The organism is Motilimonas cestriensis (assembly GCF_021295315.1).
GTDB classification, from domain to species: Bacteria; Pseudomonadota; Gammaproteobacteria; order Enterobacterales; family CBDFNC01; genus Motilimonas; species Motilimonas cestriensis.
The window spans coordinates 19253-36443 of sequence record NZ_JAIMJA010000011.1 but is presented as its reverse complement, the minus strand read 5'-3'; the positions used below and the strand labels follow the sequence as shown (position 1 = coordinate 36443).

The following is a 17191-nucleotide window of genomic DNA, read 5'->3' as shown; positions in this document are numbered from 1 at the left end:
ATGAGCCAACCGTTACGTGTTGGCATTATCGCTGGAGAAGTCTCCGGCGATATACTTGCCGCAGGTTTGATCAAATCCCTTCGTCTTCGTCATCCTGATTTAATTGTTGAAGGCATTGCCGGTCCTGAAATGGTCGAGCAGGGCTGTCACGCTCTTTTTAATATGGAAGAGCTATCCGTGATGGGGTTTGTTGAAGTGCTGGGTAAACTCAAGCGCATTCTACATGTTCGTAAAGCCATCACTGAACATTTTATTGCCAATCCTCCTGATATATTTATCGGTGTGGATGCGCCTGATTTTAACTTAACCGTTGAGTTAAAGTTAAAGCAACAAGGCATAAAGACGATACATTACGTCAGCCCGTCGGTGTGGGCTTGGAAGCAATGGCGCATTCATAAAATCGCTAAAGCAACCAATCTAGTCTTAGCATTTTTACCGTTCGAAAAAGCCTTTTACGACAAATTCAATGTGCCATGTCAGTTTGTTGGCCATACCTTAGCTGAGCGTTTACCGTTAATCCCTGAGCAACAAAAAAATAAAGCCGAATTAGGGCTAGATCTCAATAAGCCTTATTTAGCCATGCTACCTGGCAGTCGTCACGCTGAAATTGAATTGCTCAGTCCATTTTTCCTGCAAGCGGCCGTTGCGTTAAAACAGCGGCATCCTGCATTGCAATTTGTTGTGCCTATGGTCAATGCCAAACGCCGTGCCCAGTTTGAGCAATTTCATCAACAAGTGGCGCCGGACTTACCGATTACGATTGTTGATGGTAAGGCGAGCAGCGTATTACAAGCGGCAGACTACGTGCTGTTGGCATCAGGTACCGCGTCCCTTGAAGCTATGCTGGCTAAGTGTCCTATGGTGGTGGCGTATCGCGTTAATTGGATCACTTATCGTATTGCCAAAGCATTGGTAAAAAGTAAATACGCATCTTTGCCAAATTTATTACATGACGGGCCATTAGTGGCTGAGCTATTGCAATACGATTGCACCGTTGAAAATATTGTCAGCGAATTAGATAAGTTGATTGGTAAAGATAACAGCGCACTAATTGAACGCTTCACCGAGTTGCACCAGCAAATCCGTTGCAATGCCGATGAAAAAGCGGCAGATGCGGTGATTGAGGTCTTAGCGAGCAAGTCTAACTAGCGTATAATCTCCGGCTCATCAATTGGCAGGGGAATCATTATGGATCCAGTAATCTATCCAGAAAATAAAATTATTGCGGGCGTTGACGAAGTAGGGCGTGGTCCATTAGTGGGCGATGTTGTTACGGCCGCAGTTATTTTAGATCCCAACCATCCCATTGTTGGATTAGCCGACTCAAAAAAGCTCACGGAAAAAAAACGTTTGGCGCTATTTGATGAAATCAAACAAAAGGCGCTTGCGGTTTCTATTGGTCGTGCGACACCCGCTGAAATCGACGACATCAACATTCTTCACGCCACTATGTTAGCAATGCAACGTGCGGTGGCGGGGTTAAGTATTACACCTGAATATGTGTTTATTGACGGTAACCGTTGTCCTCAGCTCGATATGCCTGCCGAAGCCGTTGTTAAAGGCGACGCGCGAGTGGCAGAAATCAGCGCCGCATCCATTATTGCCAAGGTGACTCGCGATGCGGAAATGGCCGAGCTGGATTTGCAATATCCTCAGTTTGGCTTTGCTAATCACAAAGGTTATCCTACTAAAGCGCATTTTGCCGCTTTAGCGGAGCATGGCATTACGCCGTTTCATCGAAAATCATTTAAGCCAGTCCAGAACATTATTAACCAGCAGGATTAAACCATGGTCGATCCCAAGTTTGTCCACCTCAGGGTGCACAGTGATTACTCGATGGTTGATGGCTTAGCCAAAGTTAAGCCCATTGTCAGTCGCGCACAAGAATACCAAATGCCGGCCATAGCCATTACCGATCAAACTAACATGTGTGGTTTGGTAAAATTCTATGGCGCCGCCCATGATGCAGGGATCAAGCCGATTATTGGTGCCGAGTTTTGGGTGCAAAGTGATGAGCTAGGCGATGAGCAGTTTCGCATGACAGCGCTGGCAATGAACAACGCCGGTTATAAAAATGTCACTCTGCTTATTTCAAAAGCTTATTTGCGCGGCCATGTGCAAGGTCGGCCGATCATCGACAAACAATGGCTGGTTGAGCACAATGAAGGTGTCATTATTTTATCTGGCGGCCGCATGGGTGACGTTGGCAAAGTGTTACTCAAAGGTAATAAAAGCTTGACCCAGCGTTGTGTTGATTTTTATAAAACTCATTTCCCTGATCGCTATTTTCTTGAATTATTGCGTACCGAACGCCCCGATGAAGAAGCATACCTGCACATGGCGGTGGAGTTGGCGCAGCAAGTCGATTTACCCGTAGTGGCCACCAATGAAGTCGTCATTTTAGATAAAGACAAATTTGACGCCCACGAAATTCGTGTGGCTATCCATGATGGTTATACCCTGATGGATAAAAACCGCCCGAAGCTTTACAGCCCTGAGCAATATCTGAAAACCGAAGACGAAATGTGTGCGCTGTTTGCTGATATTCCAGAGGCGCTGCAAAACTCGGTGGAAATCGCCAAACGCTGTAATGTGACTGTGCGACTAGGAGAGTACTTTCTACCTGATTTCCCCACCGGTGGTCTGCCGATTGAAGAATACTTTTGCAAAGTGTCATGGGAAGGCTTAGAAGAGCGTCTTGATTTTCTGTTTGATAAAAACAGCCCCGATTTTGCCGAAAAGCGTAAACCTTACGACGAGCGTCTGCAAATTGAGCTTGACGTGATTAACCAAATGGGTTTCCCCGGCTACTTTTTGATCGTAATGGAGTTTATCCAGTGGAGTAAGGATAACGACATTCCGGTCGGCCCTGGTCGTGGCTCGGGTGCCGGCTCACTGGTGGCTTACGCACAAAAGATCACCGATCTTGACCCACTAGAATTTGATTTACTGTTTGAGCGGTTTCTAAACCCTGAACGTGTCTCGATGCCGGATTTCGATATCGATTTTTGTATGGACCGGCGTGATGAGGTTATCGATCACGTTGCTGAACTGTATGGCCGTGATGCGGTATCGCAAATCATCACTTTTGGTACCATGGCCGCTAAGGCCGTTATTCGCGATGTAGGTCGTGTGCTTGGTCACCCTTATGGTTTTGTTGACCGGATTTCAAAATTAATTCCGCCCGATCCCGGCATGACCTTGGCCAAAGCATTCGATGCTGAGCCTAAGCTACAAGAAACTTACGATGCCGATGAAGAAGTGCGCGATCTTATCGACATGTGTCGGATCCTCGAAGGTTGTACCCGAAACGCCGGTAAGCACGCCGGTGGTGTCGTTATTTCACCGACCACCATTACCGACTTTGCGCCGCTCTATTGCGATGCTGAAGGTAAATTCCCCGTTACCCAGTTTGATAAAAACGACGTGGAATACGCCGGTCTGGTGAAGTTCGACTTCTTGGGTCTGCGCACCTTAACCATAGTGCAATGGGCGCTCGATATGGCCAATGCCCATAAAGCGCAGCGCGGTGAAGACCCGATTGATATCGCTCGTATTCCGGTGGATTGCCCAGCGTGTTTTAGATTGCTGCAAAACTCTGAAACCACCGCCGTGTTCCAGCTGGAATCGCGCGGTATGAAAGATTTGATTAAACGCTTACAGCCGGACTGTTTTGAAGACATGATCGCGCTAGTGGCACTGTTTCGCCCCGGCCCATTACAATCAGGCATGGTAGATAACTTTATCGAGCGTAAGCATGGCCGTGAAGAAGTGTCTTACCCTGATGCCACTTGGCAGCATGAGTCATTGCAGCCGATCCTTGAGCCAACTTATGGCATCATCTTATACCAAGAGCAGGTTATGCAAATTGCTCAGGTATTAGCGGGTTATACCCTTGGTGGCGCCGACATGCTACGCCGCGCCATGGGTAAAAAGAAACCAGAAGAAATGGCCAAGCAACGTGCCGGCTTTGAAGAAGGTGCGGTCAAAAACGGCATTGATGGCGAACTCGCCATGAAGATTTTTGACTTGGTAGAAAAGTTCGCAGGCTACGGTTTTAACAAATCGCACTCGGCCGCCTATGCGCTGGTTTCTTATCAAACTTTGTGGATGAAAACCCATTATCCGGCTTACTTTATGGCGGCGGTGATGTCAGCCGATATGGATAACACCGACAAAATCGTCACCTTGGTGGATGAATGTGAGCGCATGGGCATGCCCCTTGCGCCACCTGATGTTAACAAAGGCTTATACAAGTTTAACGTTGATGAAACCGGCACCACTATCATCTACGGCATTGGCGCGGTTAAAGGGGTAGGTGAAGGCCCGATTGAAGCCATTATTGCCGCGCGCGACAGCGGCGGCGCATTTCGCGACTTATTTGATTTTTGTGCTCGCGTTGACCTTAAAAAAGTGAACCGTCGCGTGTTAGAAAAACTGATTTTATCGGGTGCCATGGATCAACTCGGCCCACATCGCGCGGCGCTAATGGCGACATTACCTGATGCGATGCAAGCGGCTGCGCAACATGCTGCGGCTGAGGCCCATGGCCAAACAGACTTATTTGGCGTACTGACCACTGAGCAAGATGAAATTGAACATGCATTTGCTAATGTGCCGCTGTGGCCAGACAAAATTTGGCTTGAAGGTGAAAAAGATACCCTTGGCCTTTATTTAACCGGACACCCAATCAATCAATACTTAGGTGAGCTGCGTCATTACACCTCTGGTCGACTAAAAGATATGGTACCGACCGATCGCCATAAAAACACCACGGCAGCAGGCTTAGTGATCGCGACGCGAGTGATGATGACTAAAAAAGGCAAGAAAATGGGCTTGCTAACCCTTGACGATAAAAGTGCTCGCCTTGAAGTCATGCTGTTTTCGGACGCCTTTGATCAATACGAATCGCTGATCGCCAAAGACAAAATTTTGGTGGTGAGTGGCCAAGTCAGTAATGATGATTTCTCTGGTGGTTTAAAGCTCACCGCGCGCGAGGTTTTGGACTTATCAGAAGCGCGAGAGAAACATGCCAAAGGCTTACACTTGCAGCTTAAGCAGTCACAAATCAATAAAGACTTCTTCCCGAAATTTACTGATACCTTAGCTCCCTTTAGCGGCGGTATTTGTCCGGTGACCATCAGCTACGAAAGTGAGTCGGCCACTGCAGATTTGACCTTAGGCACCCAGTGGCGGGTAACACCGGCGGATGAGTTGATGGATCAGTTGGACTTATTATTGGGGCCAAAAAACACCAAGTTGGTGTTTCACTAATGGCTCAAGGCCTATCATTGTTAAGCCATTCGCTGTATCAGCAAGTGGCGCAGCAATTTACTGCTTTCCCTAACAGTCAGCGAGTATTAGGCTTAAGTGGTGGCTTAGACTCGGTTGCTTTATTGCGTTTATTACATCAGTTGCGTGAGGTTGAGCATTTTGAGCTTAAGGCGATTTATGTTCATCATGGCTTGAGCCAATACGCCGACGATTGGCTTATCTTTTGCCAGCAGCTTTGCCAACATCTACATATTGACTTTGTCTCAGAGCGCGTCAACCTCGGTGATGTGAAAGGCGAAAGCATTGAAGCACTGGCGCGTAACGCGCGCTATCAAGCCTTTGCAAAGCATTTGCCCGTTGGCGGTCAATTACTTACCGCGCAGCATCAAAACGACCAAGTCGAAAGCTTTTTACTGGCCGCCAAACGTGGCAGCGGCGTAAAGGGATTGAGTGGTATGCCGATGATAAAAGCGTTTCAACACGGCACCCATTTGCGCCCTTTGCTTAACGTGCCCCGTGACGCACTGGCGGCGCTGGCTGAGCAAATGAACTGGACTTGGATTGAAGATGACAGCAATAGCAATAGCCAATTTGATCGTAACTTTTTACGGCTAAACGTGGTGCCAGCGCTGGTTGAGCGTTGGCCGAGCGCTGTTAGCGCTATTAGCCGCAGTGCGCGTTTGTGTGGTGAGCAGCAAGCCTTACTGGAAGAGCTGTTGACGGATGACTTGAAGCAATGTCTGAGAGCGGATTTGGCCTTTAACATTGCAGGTGTGACCGCTTTTAGTGAACAGCGTCGTTTAGCCCTGCTACGGTTATGGATTGCCAAGCAACATCAATACGCACCGTCAGAAGTACGGCTCAAAGAAATATGGCACAACGTCGCCTTGGCCCGCGCCGATGCGCAGCCGATGCTCTGTTTTAAACACTACCAAATCCGCCGTTTCTTAGGCCATCTCTACCTCACGCCAGGGCAGGGCACAGAGTTCGACCAAACCAGCACCGCGCCGCTGCTGTTAGATCAGGTTAATACCTTACCTTGTGGCAAAACCTTAACCCTAAGCGCAGCGAATGAAGGTGCGCGGATAACAATGCCGAACACTGAGCTGACCGTTGGTTATCAACTCGCGGGTAGCACTAAGCTTACCCCCGCAGGTCGCCACGGCTCACGCAGCTATAAAAAACTGCTGCAAGAATACCAAGTGCCGCCATGGCTGCGCGATAGTATTCCTATAATCTTTGCTGGTAAGGAAGTAGTTGCCGTGGGCGATTTATTTATTTGCCAGCAGTGGTTAGCGCAAGAAGATGAAATGGGTTATTTGGTTGGGCTCTTCGCTTAAAGTTGGAAAATAACTAACCTGAATTTTGGATAAGCGAAATAGTATTTTCCTGCAAAAACGTTGTGAATATGTTCCTATACGTTTTACATTTCATGTAGGGACGAATAGACAATATGCAAAAGAAATTAGATCCGTTAAGTCAATTTGTTCACCTCCTCTCGCCGAGTAGTGAGATCTTCACCCATGTTACTTTGTCAGCGCCTTGGGGAATTGAAGCCGACCAGCTAAAATCGGCTTATGTTGCCTATCTACCTGCTGGTACTTGTGTCCTTGAATTAGAAGGCCGGGGGTCGGTGACGTTATCCGCTGGCCAAATGTTAATCTTGCCTTATGGTCATGCTCACTGCATCAAAAGTGATATTTATGCCAAGTGCGTCAAGGTAAATGAATTGTTTTATGACAAGAATGGCGCAAGCGAACAACAGCATAACGCCAGCAACGGTGATAGTTGTGAGTTGGTTTACGGCACCTTTTCATTTGCGCCAATGCAGCATTGGGGCAAAGATGCGTTGATTGGTAGCTTGCCAGAACTGATTGTTTTAAACGCACCAAGCGGCAGTCGTTTGGCGCAACTTTTGACTTGGTTATACCAAGAAAACAGTCAACCACAAGCTGGGCAATCTTTGGCCATTGAATATTTAATGCAGTTACTGCTAATTGAAATGCTGCGAAATTTGGACCATTTTACTCATCAGCCCAGCTGGATGTTCGCTCTACAAGATACGCGTTTGGCTCCCGTTATTTTGGCCATTCAGCAGCAATTTTGTCGTGATTGGACCGTTGATGAGCTAGCCAGCCTTGCCGCTATGTCTCGCTCGGTATTTGCCGAAAAATTCAAAACCACAACGGGGACTAGTCCATTATTATTTTTACGTCAGTGGCGCTGCTTTATTGCGGCGCAATGGTTGGTTAATGAACGTTTTACCGTTGCGCAAATTGCTCACAAAGTGGGTTTTCAATCGGTCGATGTGTTCATTCGAAATTTTCGGCAATTTCATGATTGCACGCCAAAACAATACGCAACACGTGTAGCGAAAACCGACCCTTAAATATCGACGTTTTGTCTTATTCTATCGCCTTTTACTCCCAAGCTGTCTTACATGTATTTAATTGAAAAGCTGCCTTCAGTAAGCTTAGGTTGTTAATTAAGTTGAAGGAGGCGAAGATGAAAAATTGGTTTGAGAGTGATAACGATAGAGCGCGCGATGGCTCGTATAATCAAGTTCAAGTTCAAGTTCAAGTTCGAGTTCAGTTTGGTGAGTGGTCAACGTTGGCAGAGGTGCAGCGATGAAGTTAAAGGCATTATTGTCCTGGCAATGGCAAGACTATGCCATCAACCATCAATCCAAAACAAATTTATGGATCCACATCATTGCCGTGCCTATTTTTATTTGCGCTTTATTCGCGCTTTTTATCAACCTGTTTAGTGGCGCTATGCTCGGCGCGTTAGTGTCTGTTGCAGTAGCCATGAGCTCTTTAGTGTTACAAAGCGTAGGCCACAAGCAAGAGACGAAACAACCTGCGCCATTTAGCAGTGCTGGCAACTTTATTGCGCGCTTGTTAATTGAGCAATGCTACACTTTTCCAAAGTTTGTGTTAAAGGGGCAGTGGTTCAAATCAGTAAGAAGAAACTGAGCGCTCTAACAATAATAATTGGGTGGGGTTATTTATCACGCTTTATTAGAGTGCCCGCCCAATTCTCCACTCGCTGTCCCTTTACCCTTAAAAAGTATCAGATCGTTACTTATTTTGTCGCCAGCCCTTTACTGTTTAAATAGGGCAACATATGAGGACGCGACTCGCCTGCCAGTTTTGACGAGGTTTGCTGCGACCAAGTGGCTTGTTTTTGATTTGATGCGCGATGACTGTAGTAATCCAGCATGTGTTGTTCGTATTGCGCAATACGCGCTAAGTCGACGCCTTGATAGGTGTTTTCATGCACCACCACATCCACCGGTAAGCGTGGCTTTAACTCAGGGTCTTGATTGGGGTGGCCTAGGCACATGCCAAATAACACTGCAGTGTAGGGCGGTAATTCAAGTAGCTTATCTGCCTCTGATGCTTGATTTCTTAACCCGCCAATATATACGCCGCCTAAGCCCATGGATTCAGCAGCCAACAAGCAGTTTTGCGCCATGATCCCTGCATCGACCGCGCCAATCAAGGTTAACTCAGTAAAGCCTGCTTGAATGTCAGGATTAATGGTGGCGTGACGCTGATAATCAATGCAGAACACTAAGAACTCGGCAGCCGATTCAACATATTGTTGTTGCCCCGCAAATTGTGCTAATTGTGCTCGCATCGATGGTTCGGTGACGCGAATGACTGAAACGACTTGTAACATACTGGAAGATGATGCGGCGAGGCCAGCGCGAATAATGGTGTCTAATTGCTCTTTGCTGATGGCTTGTTCGGTAAAGGAGCGAATAGAGCGGTGTGAGAGAATAGTGTCTATCACGGAATTCATAATGCAATCCTAAATAAAAAACTTGGCTCAATAATATTCGGTATTGGTATGATTGTCGAACAAGTGTCGTTACGCCTTTAAAAATAAGTAAGTGAGAACAATAATGAAAAAGCAATGTACGCCTTTATTACTGCTGAGTGTATTCATGTTATTTAGCCCTGTGAGTCAGGCTGAATCTTCAACCGATAAGTTAACCAAAGCAGTCGCCGCCATTGAAGCTAGGCTATCGGCTCGCGTTGGCATTGCTACCTTTCAGCCCGACACCGGACGTTTATGGCAATATCGTGGTGATGAGCGTTTTCCGATGATGAGCACTGCTAAAACCTTAATTTGCGCAAGAATGCTGGGCGACATTGATGGCGGGGGTTTAGATCCTAAGGCCAGCACCTTAATCAATGGGGAAATGTTAGTGCCTTGGTCACCGGTGACTGAAACTAAGATTGGCCGCCGTATTTCGGTATTTGATGCCTGTGAAGCAACCATGCTCACCAGTGATAATACTGCCGCCAACTTAGTGTTAGCCCATATTGGTGGACCAAAAGCAGTGACGCGTTTTATTCGCTTACTCGGCGACACCACCACCCAGTTAAATCGCATTGAACCAGACCTAAATGAAGCAACGCCAAACGATATTCGCGACACCACCACGCCAGTGGCAATGGTACATAGCTTAAACCAGATCTTTTTTAGTTCTGCGCTTAACCAAGGATCCCGCCAGCAACTTAAGCAGTGGATGATGGATAATACTGTTTCAGATCCGCTGATCCGCTCGGTACTACCACCAAATTGGCACATTGCCGATCGCTCTGGCGCCGGTGGCCATGGCTCGCGTGGTATTATCGCACTGCTTTGGCAAGGTGAGCAAACGCCAACTATCGTCAGTATTTATCTAACAGAGAGTAAGCTCGACTTAGCGCAGCGTAATCAGGCGATAGCAAAGCTAGCTAAACTGTTAATCGACACCCCAGAGGTATTGTTTGCTGGTGAACAGTGATCGACCCGGCTAGCCCTTACGTTTTACTCAGATAATTAACCAAGGTTAGATTAACTATGTCTTCATCTCATCACGTAAAACTGGGCTACTTAGGGTTGCTGCCTTTTCTGTTTTTAACCGGAGGCTACTTTTTAACTGAGGCCGACTGGTTGCTACAAAGTTTTATCATTTACAGCATTAGCATTTTATCTTTTGTCGCCGGCAGCTTATGGCAACCCGCTACTAAGCCCAGCGCAAAGGGTGAGGTTAAGGCTATTAGCCAATCTCATACTCAAGCTTGGCTGGTGGTACTGGTGACCTTGCCATTGCCGTTAAGTGTATTTGTGGCTGAATCAGTGGTATTGATTTGCTTAGCGTTAAGCTTTGTTTGGTTATTAGCCTTACAAAAGCGGTTAGCTAGCTGGCTTGAAATGACACCTGATTATCAGCAAATGCGCGGTAAAATTACCGCTGTGGTGTTTGTCTGTCACTTATTTATGTTAGCGCAGCTAAATCATACTCCCGTGGTTGTTTGAGGCTGATGTAACCTGCTTAAGCTGAATTCAGGGGTTACTTTTAGGGATTTTGTTGGCAAACACACTGTAATACAAAATAGGGATCACCACTAACGTTAGCAACGTCGAGATAAAAATCCCGAAGATTAAACTGATGGCTAAGCCATTAAAAATCGGATCGTCCAAAATAAACAGAGCGCCGATCATCGCGGCTAGCGCGGTAAGTAAAATCGGTTTTGCCCGCACCGCGCCGGAGTGGATCACTGCTTGCTCAAGGGGCACGCCTTGCGCAATTTCTTGATGAATAAAGTCCACCAGCAAAATAGAGTTACGCACGATGATCCCCGCTAGGGCTATCATGCCAATCATCGATGTGGCGGTAAATTGCGCGCCCAAAAGCGCATGGCCAGGCAATACGCCGATAATGGTCAGCGGAATAGGCGCCATGATCACTAGCGGTACTAAGTAAGACTTAAATTGACCTACTACCAGCAAGTAAATCAAAATCATACCCACCGCATACGCGATGCCCATGTCGCGAAAAGTTTCATAGGTAATTTTCCATTCTCCGTCCCATAAAATGCCAATGCCTGCAAGACCATCGGGCTGTTCAACGTAGTGCTGTGTGACATCTAGGCCTAATTCGTCCATGTTTAACGCCATTTCAAACATGCCGTATAAAGGGCTGTCTAATGGGCCGGCCATATCGGCGATAACCATGATCATCGGCTGCATATTTTTATGCATGATGGCGGTTTCAATATGGCCTTTTTCGATACTAACCAATTCCACCAGTGGCATTTTTTGTCCCTGAGGATTAGTTAAAGATAGGTTAAGTAATTCTCGTAATGCCAGCTTATCGGTTTCTTGTAGTTGCAGGCGAATGGGCAACGGACGCTTTTGTTGCGGATCATGAAATACCGCCACGTCTTTGCCAGCTAGTCCCGTATAAACGGCGTCGATGATAGCTGATTGGGTAATGCCAAGTTGCGTCGCTTTATTGGTGTCTATGTTTATTTGCCATTGCGGTTGCATGGCTGGCAGGTCAATGTCCATGTCAACAATGTCTAGCGTTTGTTTGAATATATCCAATAAGGTATTGGCAGCGGTTTCTCTGCTCACTTGGTTTGGGCCATACACTTCTGCCACTATCGGTGACCACACGGGCGGGCCGGGTGGTACTTCAACTACTTTAATATTAGCTTGATAGGCTTTGCCTATATTTTGCAGCTCCTCGCGCACCGATAAGGCGATGTCGTGACTGCTGCGATCGCGGTGTTTTTTATTCACTAAATTCACTTGAATGTCAGACAAGGCTGGGCTTTGACGCAAAAAGTAATGGCGTACTAAGCCGTTGAAGTTAATCGGTGCACTGGTGCCAGCGTAGAGTTGTACATGTTCAACCTCGGGCACTGTGGTTAAGTATTGCGCAAGGGCAAAGCCCAAGCGTTGACTGGTTTCTAAGGTGCTGCCTTCGGGTAAATCGATCATCACCTGAAATTCAGATTTATTGTCAAACGGCAGCATTTTTAAGACCACTTTCTCACTGATTGGCAAGGCGACTGAGCCTAAGATCAGCAGGGATACCACTAACCATAAGCCGGCTCGTGCGCGCTTACCGGTATTGGGGCGCAAAAAGGGCGTCATAAAGTAGGTGAAAATACGCAAAATTTTGCTGTTATCGTTGTGATTCTCTTCATTATTGGCTGTCGTTGCTGTTATGGGTGAAGTGCCATGGTTATGGCGGCGCAATAGATGGCGGCTCAGCCAAGGCGATAGAATAAAAGCGACCATTAATGAAATGAGCATGCCTAAGCTGGCATTGATGGGAATAGGGCTCATGTAAGGCCCCATTAAACCGGAAACAAATGCCATTGGCAGCAAAGCTGCGATCACGGTAAAGGTGGCTAAAATAGTCGGTCCGCCCACTTCATCTACCGCCACGGGGATAAGTTCACTCATGGACTTTTTGCCCATGGCCATATGGCGATGAATATTTTCGACCACCACGATAGCGTCATCAACTAAGATGCCGATGGAGAAAATCAAGGCAAATAAAGAGACGCGGTTAAGGGTAAAGCCCCACGCCCATGAGGCAAATAAGGTCATGGCCAAGGTAACGGTAATTGCAATACCGACGACAATAGCTTCACGCCAGCCCATGGTGATCACCACTAAAATAATCACCGCAGCAGTAGCAAAAATCAGCTTGGCGATTAAGGTATTAGACTTGTCACCAGCGGTGATGCCGTAGTTTCGCGTCACGCTGTAATGAATATCACTTGGCAACAGTACATTCTTCAACTGCTCAATGCGCTCGGTAACTTGTGCGGCCACTGCCACGGCATTTTTACCCGGTTGTTTGGCGATGGCTAATGTAATACCAGCAAAAGTGCCGCGCTCATTGGTGTGCCAAACACTTTGTGTTGGTAGTTCAGCACCTAAGCTGACGCTGGCCACGTCTTTTAAATACACCGGCGCGCCTTGGTGCATGGCGACAATTAACTGTTCAATTTCATCTAACCGGGTGAAAAACTGCCCTGTTTTCACTTGAATGATTTGGTCATCTTGTTGCAGCGGCGCAAGACCACTGCGAAGGTTACTTTGTGATAGTAACTGGCTTATTTGATTAAAAGACACGCTATAAGCGTTCATTTTTTGGCTGTCTAAGCGCACACTAAGCACATTAGCTTGCTGACCGAGTAGCTCAATGGTGCGGGTGCCGGGAATGCGTTTAAGCTCGGTTTCTAAGCTGGTGGCTACCTGACTGAGCTGAGCCATATCGGCATTGGTTTGCTCCGACCACAGGGTTAAACTGACAATGGGGACGTCATCAATGGCTTTGGGTTTTATTAACGGCTGACCAACGCCAGCTTGTTGTGGCAGTTTATCAAGATTGGCATAAAGCTGATTATACAACCCGACAATGGCTTCATTACGTGGCACGCCGACATCAAATACCACAATTAGCATGGCGCCTCCGGGCTGGGAGAAAGAATACAAGGTATCGATGCCGTGTAGCTCGGAAACAATTTGCTCAACAGGATAGGTCAGTAGATTTTCCACCTCTTGCACCGATGCTCCGGTAAACGGAATAAACACATCAACGAAGGTGACATCAATTTGCGGCTCTTCCTCTTTCGGTGTGACGATCACCGCAAACAAACCTAATAACAAACCGACTAGGGCCAGTAGTGGCGTAATAGCAGAGCCTTGAAATGCACTCGCGATGCGTCCTGAAATGCCCATGTTTTTTCCTTATTTGAATGCGCTGTGACGATTACTGACTGGATGCTAAATTTTGTTTTAGTTGCGCCGACATGACCGCTTGTGCATTTAGGGCGACCTCGTCTTGGTTGCGCAAACCCGAGATAATTTGCACTTGATCGCCTTGCGTTTGGCCGAGGCGTACCTGGGTTAACTGCCAACCTTGTGCTGTATTGAGGTAAACGGCGTTAAGTTGATAATGCTTGGTGACAGCGCTGCGCGGTAGCCAAATTTGCTCCGTCTCACCAATCGCAAAGCGTATTTTTACCCACATGCCGGGGCGCAATTGGGCGGCGGGTTTATCTAAGGTGCTGTTAAAAAGGTTGTTAAAGTTAATCCGTAATTTAAAGCCATGGCTGGCGCTGTCGGCATAACTAAACAGCACCGCATCGCGGCTTGAAATAACTTGCGCGTTATTAAGCAAAATATCGTATTGGGTATCGGGGGTGATGTAGCCTAAATAGGATTGTGGAATTGACGCCAATGCTCTTAATTTGTCGAGAGAGAAACCTGAGTAAAGCGGCGTGCCCATCATCACGGTTTCGCCAATCTCAACATGACGTTCTGTTACTACCCCGGTAAAAGGTGCATTAACTTGAGTGTAGCTATGGGCTTGTTGCGCTTGGCTTAAATGCGCTTTCGCAGCTTGTAAGCGGCTAAGGGCGGCTTGAGCATTGGCTTTGGCTTGATCGAGTTGACCTTTGGAAATAGCCCCTTGTGGATAGAGAGCTTTAAGGCGCTGTAAGTTTAAATTTGCATCGGTGTTATTCGCCTCACTGGCAGCCACATCGGCTTGCGCAGCAAGAATATCTGCCGCTTGATTGGTGTCGGTTATCTCTAATAGCGTGCTCCCCCCTGATACAAAATCACTGACATCATAATTAAGTTTAGTAATGCGACCAGAGGTTTGTGCGGATACGGTGCCTTGGTTGACAGCTTCGATGGTGGCATTAAGGGTTAAGGTTTCTGTGTGAAGGCTTGCTTGAACGAGGATTTTTTCAAACTCGTCAGCTTGGCTGGCTTGGCTCAAAAGTGTGATTAGCGAGAGTATCAGTGTGGTCAATAACCCCGTGATAAATTGCTGAGTTTGCTGTGGCTTAAAAGCTTGAATATTCTTCATATTATGACTCCATATTAAATGGGGGTCTGGCAAACCTAGTCACATGCAGAGTAGAAAATCGCGTGTTGGTTTACTCACTTACCTACTTAATTATTCTAGTCGTACAGAGCTAACCTCATGTTTTTTGTTGATCTGGCGCATCAAGGTGCGCCAAATCAACGGAGCGATTATCCCATTAAGCTTGTGCGAACTGGTAAGTGCGGAAACCGCCAAGCAAGTTACGCGCTTTGTATCCATTATTAACCAGTTGACGATAAGCGACATTACCGCGCAAACCTACTTGGCAATAGATGATGATCTCTTTGTCTTTTGGCAGCTCATTAATACGTTGGCGCAACTGATCAACGGGAATGTTGATTGCGCCGGCTAAGCTACCCATCGCTTCAAGCTCACCGGGATTACGCACATCTAACAGTAATTGCTCATCCGTTAGGTGACTTATTTCATGGTAATGTATGGCTTTCGCATCCCCTTTCATTAGGTTACTCGCAACAAATGCAGCCTGATTAATCACGTCTTTAGCACTGCCGTACGGAGGCGCATAAGTAAGTTCGAGATGCTGTAATTGTTCAACGGTCATTCCTGCCCGTTGTGCCACCGCCATTACGTCGATGCGCTTATCGATGCCGTCTTTACCGACAGCTTGAGCGCCTAAAATTTTGCCCGTGTTTGGGTCAAACAGCATTTTAAACGAGACAATTTCAGCGCCGGGGTAGTAGCTGGCATGGCTGGCAGTATGAACATATACTTTTTCATACTTGATACCATCACGCTTAAGTTGTTTCTCGTTTTTACCTGTAGAAGCGACCGCAATGTCAAAAATTTTACAAATAGCGGTGCCTTGCGTACCTTGGTAAGCCTCATTGCGACCAAACATATTGTCTGCCGCCATGCGACCTTGGCGGTTAGCTGGCCCTGCTAATGGCACTAAGCTCGGTGCGTTCGTAACAAAATCTTTGGCCTCAACCGCATCGCCGACAGCATATATAGCAGGGTCGCTCGTTTGCATCATTTCATTGGTGCAAATGCCACCTAGTTCACCGATCTGCAGACCTGCTTGTTGCGCTAACTTAATCTCAGGTCGTACGCCAATCGCCATAATTAGTATATCGGTAGTGAGTGTTTCTCCGCTGTTAAGAGACAGTTTTAGTTCGCCTTCAATATGTTGATGGGCAGCATCCTCTCCCGAGTTTACATCTGCAATATGTTCACTAGGCAAGTATTCAACTGACTCTAAAGCAACCCCTAGTTTAAGATCGACCCCTTTTTCACGAATTTCGGCATGAGCAAAACCTGCCATCTCGCGATCGACAGGGGTCATAACCTGATCGGCCATTTCGACTAGCGTTGTTTTAATGCCAAGTTGATGGAATGCTTCCATCATTTCTAATCCAATAAAGCCTCCACCAACAACCGTTGCATGCTCAGGCTTATTCATCTCGATGGTGTTTAGAATGCGCTCCATATCAGGAATATTACGCAGCGAGTGAGTAAGGGGATTGTCTAAACCTGGGATAGGCGGAACAATGGGGCCCGCACCAGGGCTAAGCAGTAAAAAGTCGTATGCTTCTCGATACTCGCTACCATCAAGTAAGTTTTTCACTGTTACTGTTTTATCTTGACGATTGATGTGAGTGACTTCGTTCATCACGCGTACGTCAACATTAAAACGAGCAAGAAAACTCTCAGGCGTTTGTAGCAGTAACTTGCTTTTATCTTTTATGTCACCGCCAATATGGTATGGCAAGCCGCAGTTAGCAAAAGAAACGTAGTGGCCTCTTTCGAACATGATAATTTCTGCATCTTCACTTAAACGGCGTGCTCTGGCAGCAGCAGAGGCGCCACCTGCAACGCCTCCGATAATTAAAATCTTTGTCATGTAACCTCGCTGATAAAAAAAATTTGCTTAATAATGATGGGCTAAGGCTGAAAGCCTAGCTTTTTAAGCACACTTGCTGCTGGGCAAATTCCAGTAAATGCGCTTTGAATTAAGTTAAAGCCAACAAAAGCCGTGAGCCATACAAAGTGAGGAGATACCCAATAGGTGAGCGCAATAGACAATAAAACCATGAACCCTGCAAACACGCGTACCGCATTTTCTAATTTCATTTGATGCTCCTTGGTGACCCTATAAGTGTTAGGGAAATACTATATTAGTATAATCTAATAAATCAAATTGTATTTTAGTTTTTACTAATTAAGTTTGATCTAAAATAGTTTTGACTAATCTTATAT

14 protein-coding genes are annotated in these 17191 nt (G+C 46.6%); 9 read left to right on the top strand and 5 right to left on the bottom strand.

Features of this window, described 5'->3' with window-relative positions; genetic code table 11:
- The 7 genes from lpxB (at position 1) to K6Y31_RS11775 (ending at position 8249) form a co-directional block, all read left to right on the top strand.
- Complete coding sequence (gene lpxB / locus K6Y31_RS11800) at positions 1-1149, top strand: lipid-A-disaccharide synthase (protein ID WP_233052976.1); 1149 nt, start codon at positions 1-3, stop codon at positions 1147-1149.
- A gap of 39 nt (positions 1150-1188) precedes the next feature.
- On the top strand, positions 1189-1785 hold the full coding sequence (gene rnhB, locus K6Y31_RS11795; RefSeq protein ID WP_233052975.1) for a ribonuclease HII: 597 nt from the start codon (positions 1189-1191) through the stop codon (positions 1783-1785).
- A gap of 3 nt (positions 1786-1788) precedes the next feature.
- Complete coding sequence (gene dnaE / locus K6Y31_RS11790; protein ID WP_233052974.1) at positions 1789-5274, top strand: DNA polymerase III subunit alpha; 3486 nt, start codon at positions 1789-1791, stop codon at positions 5272-5274.
- Positions 5274-6614: a tRNA lysidine(34) synthetase TilS gene (tilS, locus tag K6Y31_RS11785; RefSeq protein WP_233052973.1), complete on the top strand. Its 1341-nt coding sequence runs from the start codon at positions 5274-5276 to the stop codon at positions 6612-6614. The genes dnaE and tilS overlap by 1 nt, the downstream gene beginning before the upstream one ends.
- Positions 6615-6727: 113 nt before the next feature.
- The gene (locus tag K6Y31_RS11780; protein WP_233052972.1) at positions 6728-7663 is read left to right on the top strand and encodes an AraC family transcriptional regulator; all 936 of its coding nucleotides are present in this window, start codon (positions 6728-6730) and stop codon (positions 7661-7663) included.
- Between the two features lie 116 nt (positions 7664-7779).
- Positions 7780-7905: a hypothetical protein gene (locus tag K6Y31_RS22320; protein WP_282560167.1), complete on the top strand. Its 126-nt coding sequence runs from the start codon at positions 7780-7782 to the stop codon at positions 7903-7905.
- A complete protein-coding gene (locus K6Y31_RS11775; protein ID WP_233052971.1) occupies positions 7902-8249 on the top strand; it encodes an Mpo1-like protein in 348 nt (115 codons plus the stop codon). Before K6Y31_RS22320 ends, K6Y31_RS11775 begins: the two co-directional genes overlap by 4 nt.
- A gap of 109 nt (positions 8250-8358) precedes the next feature.
- Here the strand turns inward: K6Y31_RS11775 and nfsA are convergent, their stop codons facing one another.
- Positions 8359-9081: an oxygen-insensitive NADPH nitroreductase gene (nfsA, locus tag K6Y31_RS11770; protein ID WP_233052970.1), complete on the bottom strand. Its 723-nt coding sequence runs from the start codon at positions 9079-9081 to the stop codon at positions 8359-8361.
- Between the two features lie 103 nt (positions 9082-9184).
- Here nfsA and bla point away from each other — a divergent pair, with 103 nt between their 5' ends.
- Entirely contained in the window at positions 9185-10075 is an 891-nt protein-coding gene (gene bla / locus K6Y31_RS11765) for a class A beta-lactamase (RefSeq protein ID WP_233052969.1), read from the top strand.
- 56 nt (positions 10076-10131) lie between these two features.
- Entirely contained in the window at positions 10132-10590 is a 459-nt protein-coding gene (locus tag K6Y31_RS11760; protein WP_233052968.1) for a DUF3429 domain-containing protein, read from the top strand.
- Between the two features lie 27 nt (positions 10591-10617).
- On the opposite strand, the gene K6Y31_RS11755 is transcribed toward K6Y31_RS11760, so the two are convergent.
- From K6Y31_RS11755 to K6Y31_RS11740, 4 genes are all read right to left on the bottom strand, one after another.
- Positions 10618-13818 carry an efflux RND transporter permease subunit gene (locus tag K6Y31_RS11755; protein WP_233052967.1) on the bottom strand — a complete coding sequence of 1067 codons (3201 nt, stop codon included), beginning with the start codon at positions 13816-13818 and terminating at the stop codon, positions 10618-10620.
- 31 nt (positions 13819-13849) lie between these two features.
- Positions 13850-14956 carry an efflux RND transporter periplasmic adaptor subunit gene (locus tag K6Y31_RS11750; RefSeq protein WP_233052966.1) on the bottom strand — a complete coding sequence of 369 codons (1107 nt, stop codon included), beginning with the start codon at positions 14954-14956 and terminating at the stop codon, positions 13850-13852.
- Between the two features lie 175 nt (positions 14957-15131).
- On the bottom strand, positions 15132-16835 hold the full coding sequence (locus K6Y31_RS11745; RefSeq protein ID WP_233052965.1) for an FAD-dependent oxidoreductase: 1704 nt from the start codon (positions 16833-16835) through the stop codon (positions 15132-15134).
- Positions 16836-16876: 41 nt separating this feature from the next.
- The gene (locus K6Y31_RS11740) at positions 16877-17065 is read right to left on the bottom strand and encodes a YgaP family membrane protein (protein WP_233052964.1); all 189 of its coding nucleotides are present in this window, start codon (positions 17063-17065) and stop codon (positions 16877-16879) included.
- Positions 17066-17191: the final 126 nt, after the last annotated feature.

Bases quoted from the DNA above. Each gene is read 5' to 3' on its own strand.
- K6Y31_RS11760 (WP_233052968.1), top strand. From the start codon at position 10,132: ATGTCTTCATCTCATCACGTAAAACTGGGCTACTTAGGGTTGCTGCCT.
- K6Y31_RS11775 (WP_233052971.1), top strand. From the start codon at position 7,902: ATGAAGTTAAAGGCATTATTGTCCTGGCAATGGCAAGACTATGCCATC.
- nfsA (WP_233052970.1), bottom strand. From the start codon at position 9,081: ATGAATTCCGTGATAGACACTATTCTCTCACACCGCTCTATTCGCTCC.
- tilS (WP_233052973.1), top strand. From the start codon at position 5,274: ATGGCTCAAGGCCTATCATTGTTAAGCCATTCGCTGTATCAGCAAGTG.
- K6Y31_RS11755 (WP_233052967.1), bottom strand. From the start codon at position 13,818: ATGGGCATTTCAGGACGCATCGCGAGTGCATTTCAAGGCTCTGCTATT.
- K6Y31_RS11740 (WP_233052964.1), bottom strand. From the start codon at position 17,065: ATGAAATTAGAAAATGCGGTACGCGTGTTTGCAGGGTTCATGGTTTTA.
- K6Y31_RS22320 (WP_282560167.1), top strand. From the start codon at position 7,780: ATGAAAAATTGGTTTGAGAGTGATAACGATAGAGCGCGCGATGGCTCG.
- K6Y31_RS11750 (WP_233052966.1), bottom strand. From the start codon at position 14,956: ATGAAGAATATTCAAGCTTTTAAGCCACAGCAAACTCAGCAATTTATC.
- bla (WP_233052969.1), top strand. From the start codon at position 9,185: ATGAAAAAGCAATGTACGCCTTTATTACTGCTGAGTGTATTCATGTTA.
- K6Y31_RS11745 (WP_233052965.1), bottom strand. From the start codon at position 16,835: ATGACAAAGATTTTAATTATCGGAGGCGTTGCAGGTGGCGCCTCTGCT.
- dnaE (WP_233052974.1), top strand. From the start codon at position 1,789: ATGGTCGATCCCAAGTTTGTCCACCTCAGGGTGCACAGTGATTACTCG.
- K6Y31_RS11780 (WP_233052972.1), top strand. From the start codon at position 6,728: ATGCAAAAGAAATTAGATCCGTTAAGTCAATTTGTTCACCTCCTCTCG.
- rnhB (WP_233052975.1), top strand. From the start codon at position 1,189: ATGGATCCAGTAATCTATCCAGAAAATAAAATTATTGCGGGCGTTGAC.
- lpxB (WP_233052976.1), top strand. From the start codon at position 1: ATGAGCCAACCGTTACGTGTTGGCATTATCGCTGGAGAAGTCTCCGGC.